The organism is Bacillus sp. RCC_6_1 (assembly GCF_041360755.1).
Classification (GTDB): domain Bacteria; phylum Bacillota; class Bacilli; order Bacillales; family Bacillaceae_G; genus Bacillus_A; species Bacillus_A cereus.
Window position 1 is genome coordinate 206,049 of the sequence record NZ_JBFUPV010000004.1, and the last position, 23,960, is coordinate 230,008.

Below are 23,960 nucleotides of genomic sequence, written 5' to 3' on the forward strand. Positions count from 1 at the left end.
TTGTTCAATATTTTAATAGACCCGCTGTAAATATGAATACTTTTTCTTATAACCTCTGAATATGAGTATCCTTAAAATCCGTCTCATATTTCAATCCATATCCAAACATTCGATCCATTCCAATATGTGCTGTCCATATTAAGCCAATCATTATAACGATATCCATCTTAAAATAGACACCTATTAGAACAATTAATATGGATATGATATATGTGTGACATACATTATATATTTTCGCACCAACGTGATTATTAATCCCATATGCTAACATTGATAGATCCGGCGCTAAAAGGAATACAAAAAATATAATCCAACTAAACTCATATATCGAATACATATAAATCGTGGCTAAAAATACAACCATTCCTTCAAAATGTACAATACGTTTTTGCATTATTTATCATTCCTATTTTTCTATATTTATTGATACATTTTCATCGCTGAAAGTATTCTTTGTATTTTTTGACCAGATGGTTGCTAATATTGGCCCTGCAATGTTATGCCATACTGCCGCTAATACACTTGGGAGTGCAGCAACCGGTCCAAAATGTGCTGTCGCCAGCGCAACACCTAAACCTGAATTTTGCATTCCTACTTCTATTGAAATAGCCCTTCTTGTCCCTTCGTCTAGTCCAAGTACGAACGCAGTTATATATCCGAGCAAAAAACCGAAAGCATTATGGAGCATCACCGCAATAAAGATAAGAAGTCCTGAAGAAGTAATGCTACTTACATTTGCTGAAACAACTGCAGAAACAATTATGATAATTGCTACAACTGATATTAAAGGAATAACAGTCATTCCTTTATTAACGATATGAGGGAAAAACTTTTTCACTACTAGTCCTAAAATAATAGGCACAATAATGACTTGTACGATAGAAAGAAACATGGACATAGCATTTACTGGCATCCATTGCCCTGCAAGTAATAGTAGAATGAGCGGTGTAGCAATTGGTGCTAGTAACGTTGATACTGAAGTCATTGCAATAGACAACGCTAAGTTCCCTTTTGCTAAATAAACCATAACATTTGATGCAGTGCCACCCGGTACTGAACCGAGCAACACTAACCCAGCTGCTAATTCCGCTGGCAGATTCATAACGTAGGCTAGTACGTATGCGACAAGTGGCATAATAATAAACTGAGCACATACACCGATAATAACTGGTAATGGTTTTGTAGCTATGATTTTGAAATCAACAGCCTTCAATGTTAATCCCATCCCAAACATGACAACCCCAAGTAAAATCGTTATGTAACTAGTTAACCCGAGAAATGGCGCGGGAATGAAATATGCAATAGCTGCAATACAAATAACCCAAAATGCAAAATACTTTCCAGCTATATTACTTATCGCTTCTAGTACTTTCATCCACTCAGCCCCTATCTTTTAATTGAAACACCTTTTTCGGATTCAAAATATTTTGCGGATCAAGAACTTTCTTTATTTTCTCCATTACAAATAATGCCGCCCCATGTTCTTCTTCTTGATACTTTCGTTTCCCGATTCCAACGCCATGTTCTCCTGTACACGTTCCTCCTCGTTTAAGAGCATACTGAACGATACTTTCATTTATTTCGTCTGCCTTCTTCACTTCCTCCTTATCATTTGTGTCAATCATTAAGAGTACATGGAAATTCCCATCCCCAACATGACCGAGAATACCGCCAATAAGCCCTACTTTATGTAATACCTCTTTCGCATGTTGAATCGCTCCAGCTAATTCCGAAATTGGTACACATACGTCTGTACTCATTAGCTTTTTACCAGGATAACTATGCACGTAAGAGTACGCTAAGTTATGTCTTGCATCCCACAGCTTATTTCTCGCTGCTGTTTCCGTCTCAAACGCAATTTCTATACATTTATGATCAAGAACGATTTCTTTCGTAAATTCAATATCTTGCTTTAACCCTGCTTCATTGCCGTGAAACTCTAAAAACAGTGTCGGTTCTTCTCTGTAACTTGTTTCATTGTAATAATTTACTTGTTTCATAGATAATTCATCAACGAGTTCAATTCTCGCGATTGGAATACCTGCTTGTAATATGTTAATTACAGCTTCTACTGCATCATTTATAGTTGGAAACGATGCCCTCGCAGCCATAACATGTTCTGGTATACCGTATACTTTTAAAGTTAACTCCGTGAAACATCCAAGTGTTCCTTCTGAGCCTACGAAAATACCATTTAAATGATAACCTGATGATGACTTCGCTGCTAAATTCCCGGTATGTATTACTCCTCCATCAGCAAGAACGACTTCTAAATCTCGAACTTGATCACGCATTACCCCATACTTTACCGCTGTCGTTCCGCTCGCATTTGTAGCAGCCATTCCTCCTAACGTTGCATCAGCTCCTGGGTCTACACTAAAAAATAATCCATACTTTTTCAATTCTTTATTAAGCTGAGAGCGCGTCACCCCTGGCTGTACTCTCACAAGAAAATCCTTTTCTCTTATTTCAAGTATTTTGTTCATAAGAGAAAAGTCCATTGTAATTCCTTTTTCGTAAGGAATTACATGTCCCTCTAGACTGGACCCTACTCCAAATGGAACGACAGCTGTTCCGTGCTGAATCGCTATTTTCATTATCGCGCTAACTTCTTCGGTCGTTTTTGGAAAAACAACTACATCAGGTAAACTACTACTATGGTAAGATTCATCTTTACTATGTAACTCTCGTACTGTCATATTTATTACTACTCGATCTTCAGGAAGTATGCCTTTTAATTCATTTACTACATGTTCAATTGTTATTTCCATAATCAACTCTCCTTTTTAATTTTAAAACAAGTATACCATCTTTATACAAAATAATTAGAAAAATAAGATTATTAAACCTGAACATACAAAAAAGAACCTGCAGCACACGCTACAAGTTCTTTTTCACTACATTTTAAACGATTTCTTTATTAACAACATAAACCAAATTAAAGTAACTGCCATCAACGAATGAGAAAATCCTACAATATAAGTTAACCCTTTAAAGTCAGCTCCATTTAACTGAAGAAGCCCTCTCGCTGCTAGCGAACCTAACATTAATGTTAATGCAATATTATGTAAAACAAACCACTTATTAAACCCTTGCACTTCATGAAACGCGAATACTTTTGCTAATCCTAAAGCAATTAAAAAGAAGAAAAAGCCAAGTACAAGTGTATGCGTATGCAAAAGATTTAACAAAGTAGACCCTAAAATCCCTTTATACTTACCATACTCCCTAGCGAAAATCCCTGATAATAAACCGATAATCAAATACGTAAACGATGCATTATATAATTTCTTCATTATGTACCTCCTTGAGTAGAATGTATAGTGTGTCATATTTAGTAATAATGATAGTTATATAGTAAAAACTCCTAGTCACCTAGGAGTCATTGTATAAGCATCTCACTCTTTACAATTAATCCTAATTATAAGATATCTCTCTATACAAAACAAACGAACTTTATGTGAACAAACACCCCCATTAAAATATGTTGCACTTTTGTTTTACACAATCCATACTAATTGTTATAACTTTTTAAAGGTGGTGTAATTATTGATAGTTCTTGAAACTGAACGTCTTAATCTTCGCTGGTTTGATATAAAAGACGCTCCTTTTATTCTTGAGTTAGTAAACGATCCTGCATGGATTCAGTTTATCGGTGACAAAGGAGTTAGTAACTTAGAAGATGCAAAAAATTATATTGTAAACGGTCCCATCGATATGTATAACAAACTTGGATTCGGCCTTTACTTAGTAGAACGAAAAAAAGATCTCACTCCACTTGGTATGTGTGGCCTTATTAAAAGAGATTCATTAGAAGACGTTGATATCGGGTTTGCCTTTTTAGAGACATTCCGTTCAAAAGGATATGGCTACGAGTCAGCTTCTGCGATAATCGAATACGGTGTACAAAAGCTCGGCATGAAACGAATTGTAGCAATTACTTCTGTAGATAACATCGCCTCAGGAAAGCTTTTAGAAAAAGTAGGATTACGATTTGAGAAAATCATTTCAGATTCAGGAGAAGATTTAAAATTATTTGGGTATAACGCATAGTAAAGAAGGTCGCCGTGAATGGTGACCTTCTTTACTATTTTACTGATCTCGTCATAATACTTTTAGTTCCATTTATAGTTTTGCAGTAATTCTTGTGATTACTACTATGCCTTTCATATCACATTTTTTGGAAATTCATAGAAATAAAACTTTCACATTTAAATAAATTATATTAATATATCAAATAAAGGAAGTGAGAATAAATGGAACAACCGCTATTTTTATTAGTTCTTCAATTCATTGCATTCATATTAATCATTTGTATCGTATATGGAATGTTGTACAATACCGTATTAAATTTAAATATGCCTAAATGGACTGCACATATAGTAGCTACGGTCTTTTCCCTTGGTATTACCTATCAAGCTTTTATAAATTTTATTTGAAAAACTTTTGTAGCAATTACTTCTATTGTTGATGCAGTAAAGCTTTTAGAAAAAGCAGGATTGCAATTTGAGAGGGTTATTTCAAGATCAGAAAACGTAACCATTTTTTATACAGTCTTTCCAGCGCAAAATAGTGAAGAAGTTAGTTCCGCTGAAAGTGTGTTTGCATAAAAAGAAATGAATTTAATTGATGCTACAAAAATTTTATTTTAATTCTGGTTCTATTGTTTGGAATCGTTCTAGGGTAACATTTGTGTGGACTTTAAAAATTTTCATTTGCGCACCAAAATGTTGCGTTAAGTAAAATGTATCACCAGTTATTAAATTTCCAATCTTCCAATCAGGTTGATATGTACTTTCCATGGAACTTTCTAAATCCCCAATCATTATTAAATTGATATATAATGAAGATGAACTACTCAACATTTTCGTTAAAGATAGTCTATCAACCTCTAACTACCTAATGAACTCAAGTAAACACATCTTCAGTCATTTTAAGAGGTACAAAAGGCACCCTTTCGGGTGATTTTTGTATAAAAATTCTATTTTTTTATATTCGATACCAACCACGAACCTTTTTAAAATAATAGTATCATTATGTCTCCTTTTTAGAGATTATTTTTAATTACCTTTAATTTTTTGCACCAGAACCGGAAAATCCCTGACTACTCGAAATATCAACTATCAGGTGCTAATATTCAATAACGCGTACTGAAAATGATTAAACATTTTTATAAACCCGTGGAACATTTAAGAAATCAATTTTTCTCTTATCGAAATTTAATTAGCTTACAGTAATACAGTGGTCATATATTTTTAAGAATAACGGAAGAATATATAGAAATTGCTACAGAAATGTGAAGTTTAATTAATTTAGGAGGAACAAACTTGTTTAATCAGCTTGTAAAAGTTATACCGAATTTATTTACGATTGGAAATTTATTGTGCGGTGTTTTCTCAATCACCTTGAATATGAGTGAATATTTAGGAGCAGCCTCCATTCTCATTTTCTTTTCAGCTGTTTTAGATTTTCTTGATGGAAGAATTGCAAGAAAATTAAAAGTGAACAGTGAGTTTGGCGTAGAATTGGATTCCTTAGCTGATATTGTTAGTTTCGGCGTCGCTCCTGCGCTTTTATTTCATACGATAGCAACACCTTCTATTTTAACTTCTTTGGCATTTATCCTATTCCCAACAATGGGTGCTTTAAGATTAGCTAAATTTAGTATTAAACCAACTATTGGATATTTTAAGGGATTACCTATTCCAGCTGCAGGATTATCATTGGCTGGTATGGCATTGTTTTCATATAGTAATGCATGGATTACTTTAATCCTCGCCCTCTTAATGGTAAGTCCCATTAGGTTTAAAAAATTTTAATGAAGGTCACCATTAAGGAGCATTTTAAATGGATTTAACGCGTCAATAAGTATAAAAAAGCGGGACAATAATATTAAATTAGGTGCCCTTCGAAAAATTAAAACCTTGTATTTATGGCTATTGGGTTAATCCATCGATATGTTATTCTGAAACGTCAGTCCACTTTTAACAGGAGCTCCCTTTATCAAGAGAGCTCCTGTTCTTATTTCTTCTTCTTTTCTGTCGGTTGGCTTTGTTTAGCAAAATTAGATGAATCATCAAAATTCGGTTGCTTTTTACCAGCATTATTACTTCTACCTTTTCCCATATGTAATGCACCTCCCCTCCCCCTTACTATTCCCAATAAAAAAATTCTCTTGCATCCAAGAGAATTTTAAATTGGGTTCTTATTGATAATACCTAAGTACTTCCAACACTGCCATTCCATAAAAGATGGATCCAATGTTAAATTATTTAATGCTAAAACAAATATTACATTTTCATATTTAACTGGATAATCAATTAATAATCCTAATGTATTTCCTGAATCTGCGACAATTATGATTCCCTTTTCTAACACGTCATCTATAACTTCTTTTAATTATTCTTACCTAGCATATAATATTTTCCTACACATTGAGATTGCATGTTGTATAAGGAAGCCCTTCTTCTTTCCATGCAAGAAATCCTCCCTTTAAATTCACTACTTCCTTTATACCAGCTCTTTGTAAAATACTAGCTGCTATAGCGGAACGTAATCCGGTTCGACATTGCAAAACTATTGGAAAATCTTTCGGTATATAATCTAGTTGTTCAAATAGATTACCTAAAGTGATATGTATTGCATCATGAAGGTGTCCTTCCTCCCACTCTTTTTTACTACGCACATCGATAACCTTAACGCTTCCACCTTTTATATGCGGATATAATTCAATCGATGTTTTTTCTTTGTAACTTTCAAATCTATCAAGTCTTTGTATTACTTTTAAGGGTGCAAAAGCAATAATATTATCTAACCCAATAGATTCAAATTCTCTAATAACTGCCTCTACTTTAACCTTTTCCTCATCTAGAATTATTAAAGTTTCTTTTTTATAATCTAATAACCATCCACACCAAGTTGTGAAAGAATTGTTATAAGGTATGTTAATTGACTTCTCGATATGACCTGCAGCAAAACTCTCTACATCCCTTATATCAACTATTTGATGAACGCTCTTCAAAATTTCTTGAAGCTCTTCTACTGTATTAATAGCAGTACTTTTTCTCTTCTTACGAATTGGCGGACCATACTTATTTAAATTCTTCATTAATGAAAAATACTTTGGAGGCTCTGGCTGTCCCGTCAATAAAGTCGATATAAAATCACTTTCTTCATTACACTGAAATGCCCAATTGAACATCTTTTCATAACCTAATGTAGAAGTTGGAATTGCTCCTAATGCTTTTCCACATGCGCTTCCCGCACCATGTGATGGCCATATTTGCAAATAATCAGGAAGTATTTTTATTTTTTGTATAGAATTAAATAATTGTTTCGCTCCTATTTTTGCAGTATCCTTAATACCAACTGCAGTTTCTAATAAATCCGGTCTTCCTATATCTCCTACAAATATAAAATCACCTGTGAATATTCCTATCGGTTTATCATTCGTATAATTATTTTGACTTGTATCAGTTACTAAAAAAGAAATACTTTCAGGCGTATGCCCTGGGGTGTGAATTACATTAAATTTTATATGACCTACTTTAAACTCCGTGCCCTCTCTAACCAATTTGTATCGACCTTCGTTAAGATATTGATATTTCCAATCACAATCTCCTTCATCAGATACATATAAATTTGCATGGTAAAGATTAGAAAGTTCTCTAGACCCAGAAAGAAAATCAGCATGAATATGAGTCTCAGCCGCAGCAATTACTTCCATCCCCTCTTTCTTAGCAAACTCTATATATTGTTCTATATAGCGACTGGGATCAATAACGATTGCTACGCCTTCTTTCTGACAACCGACTAAATAGGAAGCATGTGCTAATTTTTCATCATAAAAATATTTTAAAAGCATAGCTATTCCCTCCAATTAGTTATTTCAAATTGATTTTCAATTTTTGTAACCATTTTTTATCTTCTCCTATAGAATCCCTTTCAACATTAAATTCCAATACATATATGGCAACATATATCTTTTAAGTAAAAACATACTATACCGTTCTTTCGCTTGATTAAATGGAAACGTTTCTTGAGGCTCATGTTCATAGTTAAATTCAGCAAGTATAAGACTTTTATATCCTGTAACAATCGGACATGATGTATATCCATCATATTTAGCCTGTAAATCTCTTCCGCTAAGTACATCCATAATATTTTGTTTTAAGACGGGTATTTGTTTTCGAATTGCTGCTCCAGTTTTAGAGGTAGGTAAATTGGTACAATCTCCAAGTCCAAAAATATTTTTATATTGCACATGCTGCAAAGTATAAGGGCTTATATCTACCCATCCCTGATGATCACTTATCTCACTCTCTTTAATAAAATTAGGTGGCCCCATTGGTGGAACAACATGTATCATACTATATGGTACGGTTTCTCTTTTTAGTGTTTGCGTATCTTCAAAAATTGCCTCTCTCTTTTCGGCGATAATTTCCACTAAATTTTTATTATAATTCGTTATAATTTGCTTTCTTTCTAGTACTTGTTCTAAAGTATTTGCATATCGTGGAACCTGAAATATGTTATTGTTTGCAGAATAAAACATTACTTCACTTCTGTTTCTTACACCACTATTACAAAAATACTCCTCTGCTAAGTACATAATTTTTTGTGGAGCACCACCGCATTTAATAGGAGTATTAGGGTGGGTAAAAAGCGCATTTCCTCCTTTAAATTTTTCGATTTCTCTCCAAGTAGAATCAACAGATGTATAAGAATAATTGCTACATACCCCATTAGTGCCAATAGACTCTTTTAAGCCTTTAATACTGTCCCAATTTATTTGTATACCAGCTGCTACAATAAGAATTTCATACTCAAGTAGCAGTCCGTCATCTAAAAGTATCTTATTTTCAGATGGAAATAACTTAACAACACTTTTAGGAATCCACGTTGCCCCTTTTGGAATAAGCGATTCCTGATTACGCATCGTACTTTCCTTTGAAACAATTCCTCCCCCCACTAAACTCCATAGTGGCTGAAAGTAATGTTTTTTTGATGGATCAATAATTGCTATACTTTCTTTCAATAGGGGTACATTTCGTAATAAATGTGCAGTAGAAGATAGTCCTGCTGTCCCAGCACCAATTACAATAATTTTATAACTATCTCTGATCTTCATTATCCTCTTCCTATCTAAAATTGATTTTTAAATTAACTAATTAGTAGCCATTTTTTCATCGTAGTAACATTATTATAAGTTAAAAACATCATAGTTTTATCTGATTTAAATGAAAATTTTGTTAATTTTACCATCAACATTACTATATGCGTAAATCCCCTATGTTACTTCCATATTTTAGTTTTAATATTAAAACTAAATATTGTTATATAAAATAATACATTAAAATACTTTTCATGAACCCGGATAAGTAATGTTTAAAAAACAACAATTTTACTACAGTAATCAAGAACAGTTTTCTAAATTAAGTTACTGCAGAAAATATAACTCTGGCGCAATATCCCTACCAGCTTTCATTCCAATAGTAACTCCATGATATAACATCAAAGATGAAATCCCTCAACTTAGGTATTTGACTTTTTAAATTTATACAAATGTCTTAGCTCTATGTACTGTGATATATAGGTCCACATCAATATGTTATTGCATCATATACTGAACAGATAATTTAAATTACTTTTATAAAGGATGATGAGGATGAACCTAGAAGATATACAAAAATCCTATGGCGTAATTGTAAGTTTAGGAGGATTGTGTCAAGTCACCAACCAAATCAAAAGACACAATTTAAGAACATTTTCTGGACCTTTAGATTGGTTTTATTATCCATCACTTTCAGATGTAAACAGATTACTTCAAAATCGATTTAAAAAATTTATGAAGTTGGAAAATATGGTTATAGAAGGTTCAGAAAGTTACGGTCTTATTGAATCAGAATTTGAAAATCAAATTAAATGGGCAGAACGAATTACCTACTGTATAAAGGACACTTATTATAATTGTTTTTCAATGCATGATTTTCCTATTAATTCAGAAAAGGATTTGAAATCAACCTATCCTTCTTTTAAAGCTAAATTAGACACTAGAATTAATCGATTCCTTGAAAAAATAAATAGTAGTAAATCCATTTTATTCATTAGAATTTGGGGAAATCGAGATGAAGCGGTTGAATTACAAAACGTATTATCTAAAATTACAAATAAGGATTTTAATATCCTTATTGTTAATTTCAAGGAGGGTATATCTAATATTGTTGAACAAAATTGGGGAATATCGAGGGTTTGTTCAATTGAACTCCCACGTTATCAGGATAGATGGGAAGGTGATGATTCCGATTGGGATGTTATTTTAAACAAAATAACATTAACTTAATAATTTTCTTCTTACTTTTAACATGATTTGGCCCGTAAAATCAAATAGGTGTAGAGAAATAAAATTCCTGTCTAATTGATACACACTTAATTAACAAAACGTTCATATAATAATTCGTAAGTCCTTCTTTATTGAATAAATAGTTCTTTACAAAATTAGTTCTATCACTAGAGCACCTTTATGCGGTGCTCTTTTTTGAATTTATAAAATGTAAAAATAGTTGTTCCATTTTCCTTCAAATGGCTAATTCCCTTTGTTATTCTTCTGTTGATTTCTGTATAATCATTTATGCGATCAGCATATTCTGCTTATGTAGTGCATTCACGACTACTTACTTCCATACTTTATCTTATATTTTGTCTTCTTGGATATTTCATTATAAGCTTCTTCAATTCCCTTGATTTCCTTCCCCTTCTTTTATCTTAAGAACAAGCAATTTCTTTCATTAATATTAAATAAACTAAAGCATAGATTTTAAAAGAACCTAATTTACATATAATTAATGATAAACTACAATGTGTATTCTCCACGTTTAATCAGCATCTGAATTATAAATCTAACATATTTTTTTTAGTTGATTGTCATTATGGTACAACCGTGTATACATTTACCAAACAAACTACATAGTTTAAATTAGTAAAATATATAGAGAGGAAGGAAATAAATCTATGAAAGTCATAATTTTGTGTGGCGGAAAAGGGCTTCGGATGCAAGGAATTTTAGAGGACATTCCCAAACCATTAGTTCGAGTTCAAGGAAAGCCTCTCCTCTTGCATATAATGAATTGGTATAGAAAATATGGACATTCTGATTTCATTTTGCCCTTAGGATATAAAGGTGAGAAAATTAAGGAATATTTTATGGACTTTAGCTGGAAAGAGAATGACTTTAGTTTGAATTTTAAAACCAGTCAATATACGCTACTTCAGAAATTAGAAAATTGGAATATACACTTTATAGATACAGGAATTGATACAATGACCGGGGCAAGACTAAAAAAACTTGAATCCTTTGTACAGGGTGAAACCTTTTTATTAACTTATGGTGACGGATTAGCCAATATAGATATTGATCAACTAATAGCATTCCATAAAGAAAAAGGAAAAATTGCTACATTAACTGGAATTAAAAAAAATAGTCAATACGGCCTATTGGCGGTCGAAGATGGAATTGCTATTGATTTTAAAGAAAAACCATTACTTGATGAAGTAATTAATGGCGGTTTTTTTGTATTTAACAAAGAAATATTCGATTATTTAAGTAATAATGATGATTGTGTTCTAGAAGAAGATCCTCTTCGAAATTTAATAAAAGACAATGAGCTCGCAGTCTATGAACACAATGACTTTTGGGCTAGTGTCGATACACCTAAAGATTTAAAAACTGTAAATGAAAGTTGGAATCCAAATAAATTTTAGTGGAGAGGACTGAATAAGCATTGAACTCTAATGATAAAAAAATAAGTTTACCTCGATTGTATATCCCCTCTAATGAGAAAATAGTTAACCCACTTTCAACAGGAATTAAAGCTTCAAATCTCTCCAAAAAAAATACTCAAAAAAGAATTGATCCCCAATTCTATAATCAACAACATGATCTAAATAATCATTTCTGCGTCATTGTAGGTAGTGAGTATGTCTTGAAAATTATTGCTTTACAGCAATCATTAATGCAGTACTCAGAAAAATTCACATTGTGGATTTGTTGTATAGATCCTTTTGCATATTCACTATTAAAAGAAATGAGTTTAATTAATGTAAACCTTTTACAAGTTGAAGAATTGGAAGATCGTGAATTAAAAGCAATTAAGAGAAAAAGAAAAGTAAATGAATATTGTTGGACTTTAAAATCTGTCTTGATAGAATATTTATTGGTCAATTATGATTTACCATCTATTCTATATTGTGATGGTGATTTATGCTTTTTCTCTGACCCTAATATTATTTTTGAGGAATGGGGTGACCATTCTATTTTCCTAACCCCCCAAAGAGATCGTGATTGGGTAGAAAAAATGTATGGAAAATATCAGGCTGGTCTAATTGGATTTAAGAATGATCTCTATGGACTAAAAAGTGTAAGATGGTGGAAAAATAAATGTATAGATTGGTGCAGTGCCGAGGCTGAGGAGGGAAAATTTGGCGACCAAAAGTATTTAGATTATATCCCTATATATTTTCCAAAAGTAAAAATTTCAAATAACTTAGGTATAAATGCTGCGCCTTGGAACTGTATATATAATAACGATTACAAAATTGACAAGACTAAAAACGATATATTTATTGAAAACGACAAACTAGTTGTTTACCATTTTGCATGTATTACTATCTTTACTGAAAATGATTTTGATCTTTGGTCTTTGGGAGAAATTTCAATACCCAATAATATATTAAACCATATTTACACTCCGTATTTAGAGAGAATTCAATTTGTTTTAAAGCAATTAAAGGATAAATTCAATAAAGATACTAAACAATTTTTAAGTAAAAAAGATATAAATAAAGCTCAAACTTTATATAAAGATTCACAATTAAGAAGAAAAATGAATCAATCCAATCATTTTATGAACTTTTCCATGATTATAAGTAAAGAGCGATTAATCCAAGGATTGACCTCTTATTATTCCTTAGAAAATTTCAACGCTAAATTTACTGTATGGATTTGTTGTATGGATGATTTAACGTATCAAATATTAGAAAAATTAAAATTAAAGCACGCCATACTAATTCCGGTAAAGGATATTGAAAATCATGAACTCCTCAGTATAAAAAATGATAGAAGTTTACAAGAATATTGTTGGACATTAAAAGCACCCCTATGTCTACATGTCCTTAGTCTTTATCCGGAAGTTGATCACATTATATATTGTGATGCTGATATGTATTTCTTTACAGCACCTAATATCATTCTTGATGAATGGTGGAAATACTCTGTATTCCTTTGCCCTCAAAGAAGCTCTACTGAAATTGAAAGCATACACGGTATATACCAAGCTGGTTTAGTAGGCTTCAAAAACGATCAAAATAGTAAAGAAATTTTAACATGGTGGAAAGATAAATGCCTAGAATATTGCAATAATCAATATGATGTTGAAATGAATAGATGGGGTGACCAAAAATATTTAAATCACATTCCTAACATCTTTTCTAATATAAAAATCATGACTCATAAAGGTATTGATGCAGCACCTTGGAATGTCATTTTAAATAGCAGTTCTATATCCAAAACAGATAATAAAGTTTTTATTGATCAAGATGAATTAATAGCTTTTCATTTTGGAAGTATGCAAATTATTAATCCAAATGAGTTCGATTTATGGAAACAAGAAACTTTAGAATTACCTCCAGCAGTTTTAGATTATATATACATTCCTTATATTGAACAATTGAACAAGACATGTCATACCCTTCATAATACTTTTCAAAAATCTCCCTCCTCTTTATTTGCTGACCAAATTGATACAACAACAATAAAAAATTATTTTAAATACCCCTCCCCTCATCACAATTAAGACTGATACTTTCCTTATTTAAAAATAAATCTATTTATTTCAGCAACTAAAAATACATCTTAATAAAGGATAGATTATCACTATGATTGCTTCATTTAAAAATAAAACTTTCCTTATTACTGGTGGATACGGTTTTATTGGTTCTCACTTGGCACGAAGACTTTTAAATTTACAAGCAAAAATTGTTCTTTTCATAAGAACACCATCAAACTCTTGGAGACTAAAGGATATTCTAAAATATATTGAAACCTATGAAATAGATATACGAGATAAAAAACAAGTACAAGATGCAATAAAGAAAATTAATCCCGATTATATCTTTCACCTGGCAGCCTATGGTGTAAATTCTGCCCATACAGATTACATCCATGCTATAGAAACAAATGTTATAGGGACTTGTAACATTATTCAAGCAGCAAAATTGGTGAATTGTAAAAAAATCATCAATTTTGGGAGTAGTTCTGAATACGGTAACAAGATGGAACCTATTCATGAAAATATGTTACTAACTCCTGTGGACATCTATGGAAGTACCAAAGCTGCTGCTACTATACTCGCCCATCAAATTGCTAGCGAAAACAATATTAATCTTATAACATTAAGACCTTTTGGCATATTCGGAGAAGGCGAAGAGCCGCATAAAATTTTTAGCTATATAATCTTGCGAGTATTACAAAACAAAGATGTAAATTTGACTTTATGTAATCAATTAAGAGATTATTGTTATATAGAAAATGTAATAGATGCCTGTATCCTAGCAGTAGAAAATACTACTGTACAAAATGAAATCTTTAATATTGGGAGCGGCACTATTCACCCCTTGAAACATTATGTAGAATTATTATTCAAACATTTGAAAACCAATTCCAGACCAAATTACGGTGCAATTTCCTCTAGAACAAATGAAAGATGGGTTCCTGAAGCGGATGTGCAAAAAATAAAAAACTCTCTTTCCTGGGAACCTAGAATTAATATTGAAGAAGGAATTATAAAAACTGTTAATTGGTATAAAAATAATAAACATTTATACCTAACTCCCTAAAAATAGGGTACTAAAGGAGGTGGACTAATTGTTAAACCAAAACTTTAATAATGCTTTTTACGGAAAAAGAATTTTAATTACTGGACATACTGGTTTTAAAGGTTCTTGGTTATCCCTATGGTTGAATGAATTAGGTGCTGCTGTAATCGGATATTCATTAGATCCTAAAAATAAAAATGATAACTTTAACATTACTAACCTTCAAAATAATATAATTGATATTCGTGGAGACATTAGAGATTTTAATAAATTAAATAAGGTTTTTACAGATTATAAACCTGAAATTGTATTCCATTTAGCTGCCCAACCTCTAGTTAAGTATTCATATGAATATCCTAGAGAAACATACGAGGTAAACGTTGTAGGAACTATGAATGTACTAGAGGCAATTCGATTACATGAATCAGCTAAAATAGGAATTATGGTGACAAGTGACAAGTGCTATGAAAATAAAGAATGGCCTTGGGGTTATCGTGAAATTGACCCTATGGGCGGCCATGACATATATAGCTCAAGCAAAGGATGCTGCGAACTTTTAATTTCTTCCTATCGTAATTCTTACTTTTCAGAAGAAAAATTTTCTCAACACAAGAAAATAATTGCAAGTGTTCGAGCTGGTAATGTAATTGGTGGTGGTGATTGGTCAATAGATAGAATTATTCCCGATTGTATACGAGCATTAGAATCAAACAAAAAGATTATTATTAGAAATCCTACTGCTATTAGACCCTGGCAACATGTACTAGAACCTTTAAGCGGGTATTTACTCCTTACAGAAAAAATTATAAATAATGGTATCCTTTTTTCAGGAGCATGGAACTTCGGGCCATCCCTAAGCAATATTGTTTCAGTAGAAAAATTAGTGACCAGTTTACTAGATATTTGGGGCTGCGGGGATTGGACAGCAGAAAATATAGGTCCAATAAATTTTCATGAAGCAAATTTACTAAACCTTGACATTAGCAAAGCAAAATTCAATCTTAATTGGCAGCCAAAATGGTCCCTACAACAGACTTTAGAAAATACAATAGAATGGTATAAACATTATAATTCTTACACCAGTTCTGAGATGAGAAATCTATGTATTAGCCAAATCAAACAATATTGCATGCTTTGAACTACTTCCCACTTACCCATACTTGCTGTGAGTTCCTTATGGAGGGAGTCTTCTTGGCTAAAATGATAAAATAAAACAAAACCATACGTAAGATAATTTTACTATTACAAATAATGACATAGTCTGTTTCACCTTTTACATTATCTAAAAAAGAACTTGTAGGAATTCTTACAAGTTCTTTTTTATTTCCTTTATTCTCTTCTTATTTACATACGCAAGATTTATACATTTGGTGGTGATACATACTATATTTATCCGATAAAATAATCTAAAAATTAACACATAATTGATCGTTTTAAGAAAAAGAAATTTCATAAATCTTCAATCACAGTTTCTTAGTTCACCTAATAGAACGTATAAAGACTCATATCATCTTTTGATTATTTTTGGATGTTTTATTCTACGTATATTCGACACAAATTGATTGTTTTTTATGAATTTTCTTGAAAAATATTGTAATATCACTCCATTTTTTCTTCTATTTTGTTATGATGTTTATAATTAAATTGGATTAGGATTTTTTTAGAAAATGGGGGCGTATATTATGAGTGTCTCAGTAAAAGGAAATGAGCAATTAACCTCTCTATTGAACGACTGGTATCGATCTATGCTATCTCAGCAAGTTATAAAAGCTACTAATCTAAAAAAGAAAATTGATGAAAAAATTAATAAGTTAAGCATTGAACCGAATCAAGAGCATCAGGATCAAAATTTGTTACTATACTATTCACTACTCGAATTTCGTTACAAGGTCTTAACAGATAGCCTTGGTATTCAACAAAATAGTTTTGATACTATTAGCGATTATGATATGCCTACAGATCAATTTCTACAATTCTATTATCATTTTTTCAAATCCATTCATTCCACTTTTATATCAAATTATACTGAGGCAGAGGAACATTATAAACTAGCAGAAAAAATATTGGTAGCTATACCAGATGAAATTGAACACGCCGAATTTTACTATAGAATTGCTACTTTCTATCACCATACCTATAACAATCTCGCTTCTATCGAATACGCAAATAAATCGAGAGCAATCTTTTCAAAGTACGAAGGTTATGAAGTAAAAACAGCCTTTTGTAATAGTTTGCTAGGTGGTTGCTGCATCTATTTAAAACAGTACGAACAAGCAGAAGAATATCTACATTGTGCAATTGATTTACTACAAAAAAATAGGGAAGAAGATTCCTTGTTATACGTAAAAAATACTATGGGGTGGCTGTATTCTGATCAAAGTATGTCTACTTTAGCTATTCGTCACCTTTCAGAAGTAACAGAGAAAATCCCTACACACTTCAAGGCCATCTTCCTACAAGCTAAGGAACATTATAAGTTAGGAGAACAATCAACGGCCAGCCAACTCATTGATAAGGGACTACAGATTTGCAGAGAGATTCATAACGAAGAATATACACACCACTTCTCTATTTTAAAAAAATTAAATGAAAATATTCCATTGGAAGAATTAGAAAAAATCATTCAAGAAGGAATCTTATACTTTGAGGAAGAAGAATTATGGGAATATGTTGTCGAATACGCCGAATTATTTGCCACAAAATGTAGACAATTAGAGGACCACCAAAAAGTAAGTGACTATTTCCATATTTGTTATCAAGCAAGACAAAAATCAATCGCAAAAGGAGTGTTAAAATAATGAAAAAAATTAGCTTATTATTATCAAGCATTGCTTTTATTGGGGTATTAACGGTGGGAATTTTTCAGTTTTCTAAAACAGATCAGCTTGCTACTCATGGGCATTATCCTGCTCCTTCATATAGTGTTGGCGATTATGGTGGTGCACCACCACAAATTTAATGTAAATGTATTTAAAAACCCTCCAAATGGAGGGTTTTTAAATGGCTTATCTGCCTGTTCAATACGCATAGAGAGTACATATTATACTTATTTACTATGTTATAAGATTTTTCATTTCCACTCTGTAACAAGATTCTAGCATTCTCTCCTAGAATCTCAACTTAAATCTTAAATCCACCAATTAACTCTTGAAGTTCTTCCGCCATCTGTGCTAATTGTATTGCTGAAGAATTTATCTCTTCCATAGAAGCATGTTGTTCCTCAGATGAACCAGCTATCGTTTGCATACTTGAAGAATTTTCTTTTACAGCCATAGCTATTTGATCAATCGATGTATCGACTTTCATTGCATCAGTAGTCATTGTATTAGATAGTTCCACCATATCATGCACTTTTGACACAATATCATTTGCAGATTTTGAAATCTCATAAAAACTTTGTTTTGTATCGTTAGCAACTTTAATTCCCGACTGTACTTCTACGCCTACTTCATTCATAGCTTTTACAGTCTCATGTACGTCTGCTTGTATTTCCTGAATTAAACTTCCAATTTCCATTGAAGATCCGGATGATTGCTCCGCCAACTTTCTAACTTCATCGGCAACAATTGCAAACCCTCTCCCCTGTTCCCCAGCTCTAGCTGCTTCAATCGCTGCATTTAATGCTAATAAATTTGTTTGTTCCGCAATATTTTGAATCGCTTCTAATATACTGCCAATTTGCTGTGATTTCTTATCTAATAATTTTATGACATTATCGGATTGAGAAACAGAGTGATGGATAGACTGCATTTGTGTTACAGTTTGTTCTACTAATTGTTCACCTTCATTGGCTTTTTGTTTAGTGTATATGGATGAAGCCGATACTTCAGAAGCATTCTCAGCTACGTATTGAATATTTCGTGTTACCTCACCAATTAATTCAGCTCCAGACTCAACTTCATTATTTTGAACCTCTGCACTGTTCGAGATTTCTTCCATCTCTTTTGTAATTTGTTCTGTCGCAACACTTGCTTGCTCTACACTAGCAGTTAGTTCCTCAGAAGACGCAGCTACATGTCCTGCAGATGTGTTAATTTGAGAAATAATATTACGTAACGACTCTGCCATTGTATTGAAACTACCACCTAATTGACCAAGTTCATCCTTTGAACGAATATCTATTTTCTCGGTTAAATCTCCTTGACTAATTCTTTGAGCTGAAATGACTAATTGTCTTAGTGGAGTAATTATAGATTTGAGTATGAATAGAATTACAATTCCACCTAACAATAATGAAGCACCTATTATAGTGAGCGTTTTATAAAAAATAGGATTGGTAGCTTCTTCAATTTCTTTCGTAGGCATTACGCCAGCTATTTTCCAACCTGTTTTTTTATTTGTCTTAAAGCTTATGTTTCGATCTTCACCATTGAGGCTATAAGTAATTACTCCATCTTCTGTCTTGTACAATTCATCCACTAAAGTTTTATCTAATTTCTCTCCAGGTTTTAGTGATGGATGAACAACTATAGTTTTATCTTGACTAACTATAGATACAAATCCTTGCTTCCCAATTTTTATCATTTTAGATGTTTTTACGATATCTTTAATATTCAAATCTACGCCAATGACACCACTTTTATCTGCATTCTGCTTTGCAATTGCAATTACCATATTTCCTGTAGACTTTGATTTATATGGAGATGAAACAATAATCTCTCCATCTGCTTTTACTGCATCCTTGTACCAACTGCTTTCTAGCGGATTAAACCCTTCTGGTATTTTTCCAACAGGTGCATGAATAAATTGATTGTTACTGGATGCCGTATAAATCGTTTCTATCTCTGGATGTAACTGTATATATTGATCAAATTTATTCTGTACATTTTGCGATTGTTCAGGATTATAATCCCCTTGTGTGAGTACCTTTGCAAAATGAGCGATATCTGTATGCTTATTTTCTAATTCATCATCAACAATCTTATCTAAAATACTTATATTATCTTTTGCTGATTGTAGAATTGTTTCATTAAGATCTGTTTTTGCTTTATTATAAGATGATACTCCTACGATAAGGCTTGGTATAATTAATATTGCTATAAATGCCATAGACAACTTCGTTTTAAGCTTTATTTGCCCCAATCTTTCTTTTATATTAAACACTAGCCACTTCTCCTTTTCATTTTTACTACTTATATAGTTTATTTAAATTTTTCTCCTTTACTTTTCCACATTCATTTATGGTACCATTCGAAATGAAACCACAATTACATCCTATTATCCGTACTTTATAATTTAGAGATTTAATTTTCACAGACAGAGTTTTATCTGTCCTCCTTTCGAATATGTTATTTTTCTAGATTCAGCAATTATTAGACTACGAATTATTCCAAATAAACTTGATGCAACATATACTTCATTTAAAAAATAATTATTGGATTTGTTTGGATAAAAATCTAGTTTAGCGCTAATCCAATCGGATGAAATTCTTACCATAATACATTCACTAAACATAAATAAGTAAATTTATTTCTTTTAATACTTATATTTAACTGCCTTTTAACCATTCTAACTGTATTATTTCATCGTTTTATCTATTTATTACAACCACTTTTGTATTATTGAATCACTAAACTATAAATTCTAAATAGGAGAATAAAATAAATTAGAGAATTACATTGTAACACATATATATAAGTTGTTAATATTAAAATTTAAAACTTTACTATTTTTCATATGCAATATTACATGCGAAAAGCCATAATTTTTTTGTTATACTATGCATGTGGATTTTTCATCCAAAATCCACCCAAACGCATATTTATGTATATGCCACCCTAATTGATGAAAGTGAGAAGAGTGTTTATCATTTTTCTCACTTTTTTATTTAGGCTCTGTTAATATTGATTATTGATAAAAAGTATTAAATAAGGGAAGACACCTTAGAGTTGGTGCTTCCCTTATTTGTTGATTATTCAAATCTAAAATAGGTATTTTCTAAACCTATTCTTTGCTTTAATGTTCTGCCCAAAGCATAATTATTTGGTAATTCTTTTTCAATGACACAAATAATATAACCTGCTTTTCCTGTTGTTAAATTAGTTAGTTGTAAGTAGTTAGTGTTGTCGTAGATATAAGAAATAATATATTCATAGAAATTATTTTCTTTATCTTCTCTATTCATACCAACATTGTACACCCTAACTCTTGCTCCTACCCAAATTTCCTCATCATCATCAACATTACTTAAAGGCATCCATTTCGAGTTATCCAATATTTCACCCTTTTCTTAATTCATTCGTTTATACACGAATGTTGCTAGACACAAACTATCATAAGCATCCGTCATTTCATTGATTAGACGACCACCGACAGAGAAAAAAGACTCAACATAGCTTTTTACCCATTGAAACACTTGCTCTTTTAGTTATTTTTACATTTTGAATCTACGAAAATGAATTCCCTTATAAAAACTCTAACAGAGAATCTTCCTTCCAAATTTCACCTAGGGAATTATTTGTTTTCAAAAAAACCTACCAACATCTTTATCAACTCATTTTAGAATATTTAAACAATAATTCCATATACATTACCTGCATAAATTATTCATTTTCTTTTATATAAGACCTACCTTTTTACTTTTGATAGATTATTAGACATTGGATTATTATACATAAATCCCAAAAACATGCGGTATTTTGTAGAATTTTGTCTATCAATATGTATGTACACCCTTTTGTAGTGGATATAGACTGTGAGGTGTAAGGAGATACCTTACAAAATAATAAAAAGGAGATTATAGAATGAGTAGATTAACAAAATTCTCAAAGTTAGTATTTGCAACTTTAATCGCGGGAAGTAGTCTAAGCACCTTTGTTTCGTCACACAGTGTACAAGCTGACACCTTAGATCCTAATTACCAAGACAATATAAAATTCATACCACCTTCTAGTGCTAGGCCAAAATTGGAACAAAAAAACACTATTGTTCCAGAAGCAAAAGTTGTTAAAAACCATTATGTAAAGTACTCTAAAGCACATTTCCAAACTAAAGAAAGTATACCAAAAGAGATTTATTATTCTTCAGAAGGCTTTAAGGGCTATATACAGGCAAGTACCGTTTGGGATATGGGAGATCATTTCGCAACACTATATTCCGGAACCGTTATTCGATGTTAGACTTTTAATCCATTCTCCCCTAATGCTTAAAATGGTTAATAACTCACTACCAATACTGTAATATCTATTGTTCATAAAATAAACCACAAAATCTTTCGATTTCATGGTTTATCAAATATAAAGATAATGCTAAACGAATACTCTAACATTACCTTCCCCAAAGTTAATTATAGAGTATTTTCAAAAAAAAGACACTCTTGTAGTGTCTTTTTTATAGTATTTTAAAAAGAATTCCACCTACTAACACCTTTTTGTTGCGCCTATTCGTTTATTTCAATATAATACTTTTCCATCTCGTATATGCAATAGACAATGATAGCTAAACTCCAACTGACACTATAATAATTATGTGTGTAGAAGTCATAGCCCGCTTTAATACCTTTCTCTATTACAACTAATGTAAATCCTAAAGCCACCCATCTGTTAATTTTCATCTTTATAAACGTTAAAGAGATAATTATTAAAAATAAAATATTTGTAAGATGATTTATCATTAGCTCATATTTTTGAATGTATACTGCCATTATACAAGCAACGATATTAGTCGCAATGCCAAAGGCAATCACCGCTCCCCAAACCCTGTCCGAAAGTCCCACTCCTGAGTCAGTCCCTTCCTAAACAAATATCCCTTTCTTTAATTCGTTCCTACACCCTATTCAAGATATGCTAAATTATCCTTGTCTGATGAATATCTATTTATCTTTTCATATAGAGCAAACAAAATCTTTACTCATAATTTTTTCTTTATTCTTGATATTAAGACTGCTTTTATGAGCATTTCGTATAAGTATGATGTAACTGATTAAAGCCATTTTCAAAGACGACATACCGGCGATAATTTATGTCTATTTTACATTGGTGTTAGCAAGTTCGTTTGCAAACTTGTTAGCACTTTTTTATTTAGATAATACACACACCTTCTTACATACTGATTATTTTCCCATTGAAGTACTTACGTTCTAAGGATATACCTTTATTTCATGTAATTACATTGGAGAAGTATAGTAAAGTGGAGGTCATTCGTTTCAATTCCGTAACAGTTCATTGGAAATAACGAGATTCTTAACTAATTAAATAAAGTTCCGAAATCACTAGTTACAGATGATACACAAGAACAACTTGAGCAAGAACTAATAGATTCAATGCAAATTTAAAAAGAAATATTGGTTTCACATTACCGTAATAACTGTATATCAATACGAATACATAAATACTATCCATATTGATATACAAATTTATCTTAGCTAGAGAGAGAAGCTCCTACATCACCAATCCCTTGAATCATTTCAATTTTTACGTTAATTTTGTTTGGTGATCCTATAAGATTATCTGTTGAATTGCTTTCTACTTTTATATTTGGTCCAATAATAGTAACTAGATCTTTGCTAATGTGTAGTATAAAACCTTTGATATGAATATCTTCTAAAAATAATATAATGTATAAATTGGTTAGTTGATAATCACATAGTAATTTTTTAATTTCAGTTGTTTTTATTTCAATATTATTAGATGTATCTATTTGGTAATGAGATTCTTTTTGACTATATAATAATTGTGAATTATCTTGCGATAGTATGAATTTTTTAGGGGTTGGTGGATTGTTAAAAATATCACTTAATCTTAATAAAACACGAGAGGATTTTGGGGTTTTTAATGGTTTTGCAGAAGCACCAGTGGATTCTTGAGGCCTTATTTGTTTTACAGAAGCATCAGTGGATTCTTGAGGTCTTATTTGTTTTACAGAAGCATCAGTGGATTCTTGAGGTCTTATTGGTTTTACAGAAGTATCAGGTGATTCTTGAGGCCTTATTAGTTTTGCAGAAACACTAGCGGATTCTTGAGGCCTTATTGGTTCTGTTGAAGTATCAGGTGATTCTTGAGACCTTATTGGTTTTGTTGAAGTATCAGGTGATTCTTGAGACCTTATTGGTTTTGTTGAAGTATCAGGTGATTCTTGAGACCTTATTGGTT

General features: G+C 31.7%; 22 protein-coding genes. 11 read left to right on the forward strand and 11 right to left on the reverse strand.

The annotated features are described in order from the left end of the window. Positions 1 to 46: 46 nt before the first annotated feature. The 4 genes from AB6801_RS15405 to AB6801_RS15420 all read right to left on the reverse strand — a co-directional run bounded on the left by AB6801_RS15405 (position 47) and on the right by AB6801_RS15420 (position 3,296). A complete protein-coding gene (locus tag AB6801_RS15405; RefSeq protein WP_001172065.1) occupies positions 47 to 394 on the reverse strand; it encodes a DUF4260 domain-containing protein in 348 nt (115 codons plus the stop codon). Between the two features lie 12 nt (positions 395 to 406). Further along, a complete protein-coding gene (locus AB6801_RS15410) occupies positions 407 to 1,375 on the reverse strand; it encodes a bile acid:sodium symporter family protein (protein ID WP_000865826.1) in 969 nt (322 codons plus the stop codon). A gap of 4 nt (positions 1,376 to 1,379) precedes the next feature. Then, positions 1,380 to 2,771, reverse strand: coding sequence for an FAD-binding oxidoreductase (locus AB6801_RS15415; RefSeq protein ID WP_000406571.1), 1,392 nt, complete (start codon positions 2,769 to 2,771; stop codon positions 1,380 to 1,382). A 126-nt stretch (positions 2,772 to 2,897) separates the two neighbouring features. Next, positions 2,898 to 3,296: a DUF2871 family protein gene (locus AB6801_RS15420; protein WP_000737896.1), complete on the reverse strand. Its 399-nt coding sequence runs from the start codon at positions 3,294 to 3,296 to the stop codon at positions 2,898 to 2,900. Between the two features lie 253 nt (positions 3,297 to 3,549). On the opposite strand from AB6801_RS15420, the gene AB6801_RS15425 reads away from it, so the two are divergent. Continuing rightward, on the forward strand, positions 3,550 to 4,053 hold the full coding sequence (locus tag AB6801_RS15425; protein ID WP_000636208.1) for a GNAT family N-acetyltransferase: 504 nt from the start codon (positions 3,550 to 3,552) through the stop codon (positions 4,051 to 4,053). Between the two features lie 203 nt (positions 4,054 to 4,256). Further along, on the forward strand, positions 4,257 to 4,439 hold the full coding sequence (locus AB6801_RS15430) for a hypothetical protein (protein WP_000437513.1): 183 nt from the start codon (positions 4,257 to 4,259) through the stop codon (positions 4,437 to 4,439). A 204-nt stretch (positions 4,440 to 4,643) separates the two neighbouring features. On the opposite strand, the gene AB6801_RS15435 is transcribed toward AB6801_RS15430, so the two are convergent. Then, a complete protein-coding gene (locus AB6801_RS15435) occupies positions 4,644 to 4,826 on the reverse strand; it encodes a DUF5065 family protein (protein WP_033690255.1) in 183 nt (60 codons plus the stop codon). Positions 4,827 to 5,327: 501 nt separating this feature from the next. Here AB6801_RS15435 and pssA point away from each other — a divergent pair. Further along, positions 5,328 to 5,819 carry a CDP-diacylglycerol--serine O-phosphatidyltransferase gene (pssA, locus tag AB6801_RS15440; protein ID WP_000483080.1) on the forward strand — a complete coding sequence of 164 codons (492 nt, stop codon included), beginning with the start codon at positions 5,328 to 5,330 and terminating at the stop codon, positions 5,817 to 5,819. A 608-nt stretch (positions 5,820 to 6,427) separates the two neighbouring features. Here pssA and AB6801_RS15445 read toward each other — a convergent pair. Together AB6801_RS15445 and AB6801_RS15450 are read right to left on the reverse strand one after the other, a co-directional pair. Next, complete coding sequence (locus tag AB6801_RS15445) at positions 6,428 to 7,864, reverse strand: MBL fold metallo-hydrolase (RefSeq protein ID WP_065703524.1); 1,437 nt, start codon at positions 7,862 to 7,864, stop codon at positions 6,428 to 6,430. A gap of 66 nt (positions 7,865 to 7,930) precedes the next feature. Next, complete coding sequence (locus AB6801_RS15450; RefSeq protein ID WP_097999619.1) at positions 7,931 to 9,130, reverse strand: FAD/NAD(P)-binding oxidoreductase; 1,200 nt, start codon at positions 9,128 to 9,130, stop codon at positions 7,931 to 7,933. Positions 9,131 to 9,667: 537 nt separating this feature from the next. Here AB6801_RS15450 and AB6801_RS15455 point away from each other — a divergent pair. The 7 genes from AB6801_RS15455 (at position 9,668) to AB6801_RS15485 (ending at position 17,830) form a co-directional block, all read left to right on the forward strand. Beyond that, positions 9,668 to 10,342, forward strand: a complete 675-nt coding sequence (locus AB6801_RS15455; RefSeq protein ID WP_001047154.1) for a papain-like cysteine peptidase — start codon at positions 9,668 to 9,670, stop codon at positions 10,340 to 10,342. 668 nt (positions 10,343 to 11,010) lie between these two features. Beyond that, the gene (locus AB6801_RS15460; protein ID WP_000864432.1) at positions 11,011 to 11,760 is read left to right on the forward strand and encodes a sugar phosphate nucleotidyltransferase; all 750 of its coding nucleotides are present in this window, start codon (positions 11,011 to 11,013) and stop codon (positions 11,758 to 11,760) included. A 20-nt stretch (positions 11,761 to 11,780) separates the two neighbouring features. Beyond that, a complete protein-coding gene (locus tag AB6801_RS15465) occupies positions 11,781 to 13,850 on the forward strand; it encodes a hypothetical protein (RefSeq protein WP_001087521.1) in 2,070 nt (689 codons plus the stop codon). Between the two features lie 82 nt (positions 13,851 to 13,932). Continuing rightward, positions 13,933 to 14,892: an NAD-dependent epimerase/dehydratase family protein gene (locus AB6801_RS15470; protein ID WP_000561952.1), complete on the forward strand. Its 960-nt coding sequence runs from the start codon at positions 13,933 to 13,935 to the stop codon at positions 14,890 to 14,892. A 28-nt stretch (positions 14,893 to 14,920) separates the two neighbouring features. Then, positions 14,921 to 16,009 (forward strand): CDP-glucose 4,6-dehydratase, encoded by a 1,089-nt coding sequence (gene rfbG / locus AB6801_RS15475; RefSeq protein WP_000934338.1) that lies wholly within the window; start codon positions 14,921 to 14,923, stop codon positions 16,007 to 16,009. Positions 16,010 to 16,553: 544 nt separating this feature from the next. Beyond that, complete coding sequence (locus tag AB6801_RS15480) at positions 16,554 to 17,669, forward strand: Rap family tetratricopeptide repeat protein (RefSeq protein WP_000116961.1); 1,116 nt, start codon at positions 16,554 to 16,556, stop codon at positions 17,667 to 17,669. Then, on the forward strand, positions 17,669 to 17,830 hold the full coding sequence (locus AB6801_RS15485; protein ID WP_000724116.1) for a hypothetical protein: 162 nt from the start codon (positions 17,669 to 17,671) through the stop codon (positions 17,828 to 17,830). Before AB6801_RS15480 ends, AB6801_RS15485 begins: the two co-directional genes overlap by 1 nt. Positions 17,831 to 17,991: 161 nt before the next feature. Here the strand turns inward: AB6801_RS15485 and AB6801_RS15490 are convergent, their stop codons facing one another. Further along, positions 17,992 to 19,974: a methyl-accepting chemotaxis protein gene (locus AB6801_RS15490; RefSeq protein WP_140337571.1), complete on the reverse strand. Its 1,983-nt coding sequence runs from the start codon at positions 19,972 to 19,974 to the stop codon at positions 17,992 to 17,994. 808 nt (positions 19,975 to 20,782) lie between these two features. Then, on the reverse strand, positions 20,783 to 21,067 hold the full coding sequence (locus AB6801_RS15495) for a hypothetical protein (RefSeq protein WP_002062883.1): 285 nt from the start codon (positions 21,065 to 21,067) through the stop codon (positions 20,783 to 20,785). A gap of 547 nt (positions 21,068 to 21,614) precedes the next feature. On the opposite strand from AB6801_RS15495, the gene AB6801_RS15500 reads away from it, so the two are divergent. Then, positions 21,615 to 21,989 carry a hypothetical protein gene (locus AB6801_RS15500; RefSeq protein WP_000088957.1) on the forward strand — a complete coding sequence of 125 codons (375 nt, stop codon included), beginning with the start codon at positions 21,615 to 21,617 and terminating at the stop codon, positions 21,987 to 21,989. A gap of 260 nt (positions 21,990 to 22,249) precedes the next feature. On the opposite strand, the gene AB6801_RS15505 is transcribed toward AB6801_RS15500, so the two are convergent. Together AB6801_RS15505 and AB6801_RS15510 are read right to left on the reverse strand one after the other, a co-directional pair. Continuing rightward, positions 22,250 to 22,585: a hypothetical protein gene (locus AB6801_RS15505; protein WP_000524433.1), complete on the reverse strand. Its 336-nt coding sequence runs from the start codon at positions 22,583 to 22,585 to the stop codon at positions 22,250 to 22,252. A 644-nt stretch (positions 22,586 to 23,229) separates the two neighbouring features. Next, the coding region (locus AB6801_RS15510; protein ID WP_370941100.1) for a hypothetical protein at positions 23,230 to 23,960 on the reverse strand (731 nt) is incomplete at its 5' end.

Excerpts from the sequence above, each read along its gene's own strand:
- AB6801_RS15405 (WP_001172065.1), bottom strand. The coding sequence starts at position 394 with ATGCAAAAACGTATTGTACATTTTGAAGGAATGGTTGTATTTTTAGCC.
- AB6801_RS15410 (WP_000865826.1), bottom strand. The coding sequence starts at position 1,375 with ATGAAAGTACTAGAAGCGATAAGTAATATAGCTGGAAAGTATTTTGCA.
- AB6801_RS15415 (WP_000406571.1), bottom strand. The coding sequence starts at position 2,771 with ATGGAAATAACAATTGAACATGTAGTAAATGAATTAAAAGGCATACTT.
- AB6801_RS15420 (WP_000737896.1), bottom strand. The coding sequence starts at position 3,296 with ATGAAGAAATTATATAATGCATCGTTTACGTATTTGATTATCGGTTTA.
- AB6801_RS15430 (WP_000437513.1), top strand. The coding sequence starts at position 4,257 with ATGGAACAACCGCTATTTTTATTAGTTCTTCAATTCATTGCATTCATA.
- AB6801_RS15435 (WP_033690255.1), bottom strand. The coding sequence starts at position 4,826 with ATGATTGGGGATTTAGAAAGTTCCATGGAAAGTACATATCAACCTGAT.
- AB6801_RS15445 (WP_065703524.1), bottom strand. The coding sequence starts at position 7,864 with ATGCTTTTAAAATATTTTTATGATGAAAAATTAGCACATGCTTCCTAT.
- AB6801_RS15450 (WP_097999619.1), bottom strand. The coding sequence starts at position 9,130 with ATGAAGATCAGAGATAGTTATAAAATTATTGTAATTGGTGCTGGGACA.
- AB6801_RS15455 (WP_001047154.1), top strand. The coding sequence starts at position 9,668 with ATGAACCTAGAAGATATACAAAAATCCTATGGCGTAATTGTAAGTTTA.
- AB6801_RS15460 (WP_000864432.1), top strand. The coding sequence starts at position 11,011 with ATGAAAGTCATAATTTTGTGTGGCGGAAAAGGGCTTCGGATGCAAGGA.
- AB6801_RS15470 (WP_000561952.1), top strand. The coding sequence starts at position 13,933 with ATGATTGCTTCATTTAAAAATAAAACTTTCCTTATTACTGGTGGATAC.
- AB6801_RS15480 (WP_000116961.1), top strand. The coding sequence starts at position 16,554 with ATGAGTGTCTCAGTAAAAGGAAATGAGCAATTAACCTCTCTATTGAAC.
- AB6801_RS15485 (WP_000724116.1), top strand. The coding sequence starts at position 17,669 with ATGAAAAAAATTAGCTTATTATTATCAAGCATTGCTTTTATTGGGGTA.
- AB6801_RS15495 (WP_002062883.1), bottom strand. The coding sequence starts at position 21,067 with ATGCCTTTAAGTAATGTTGATGATGATGAGGAAATTTGGGTAGGAGCA.
- AB6801_RS15500 (WP_000088957.1), top strand. The coding sequence starts at position 21,615 with ATGAGTAGATTAACAAAATTCTCAAAGTTAGTATTTGCAACTTTAATC.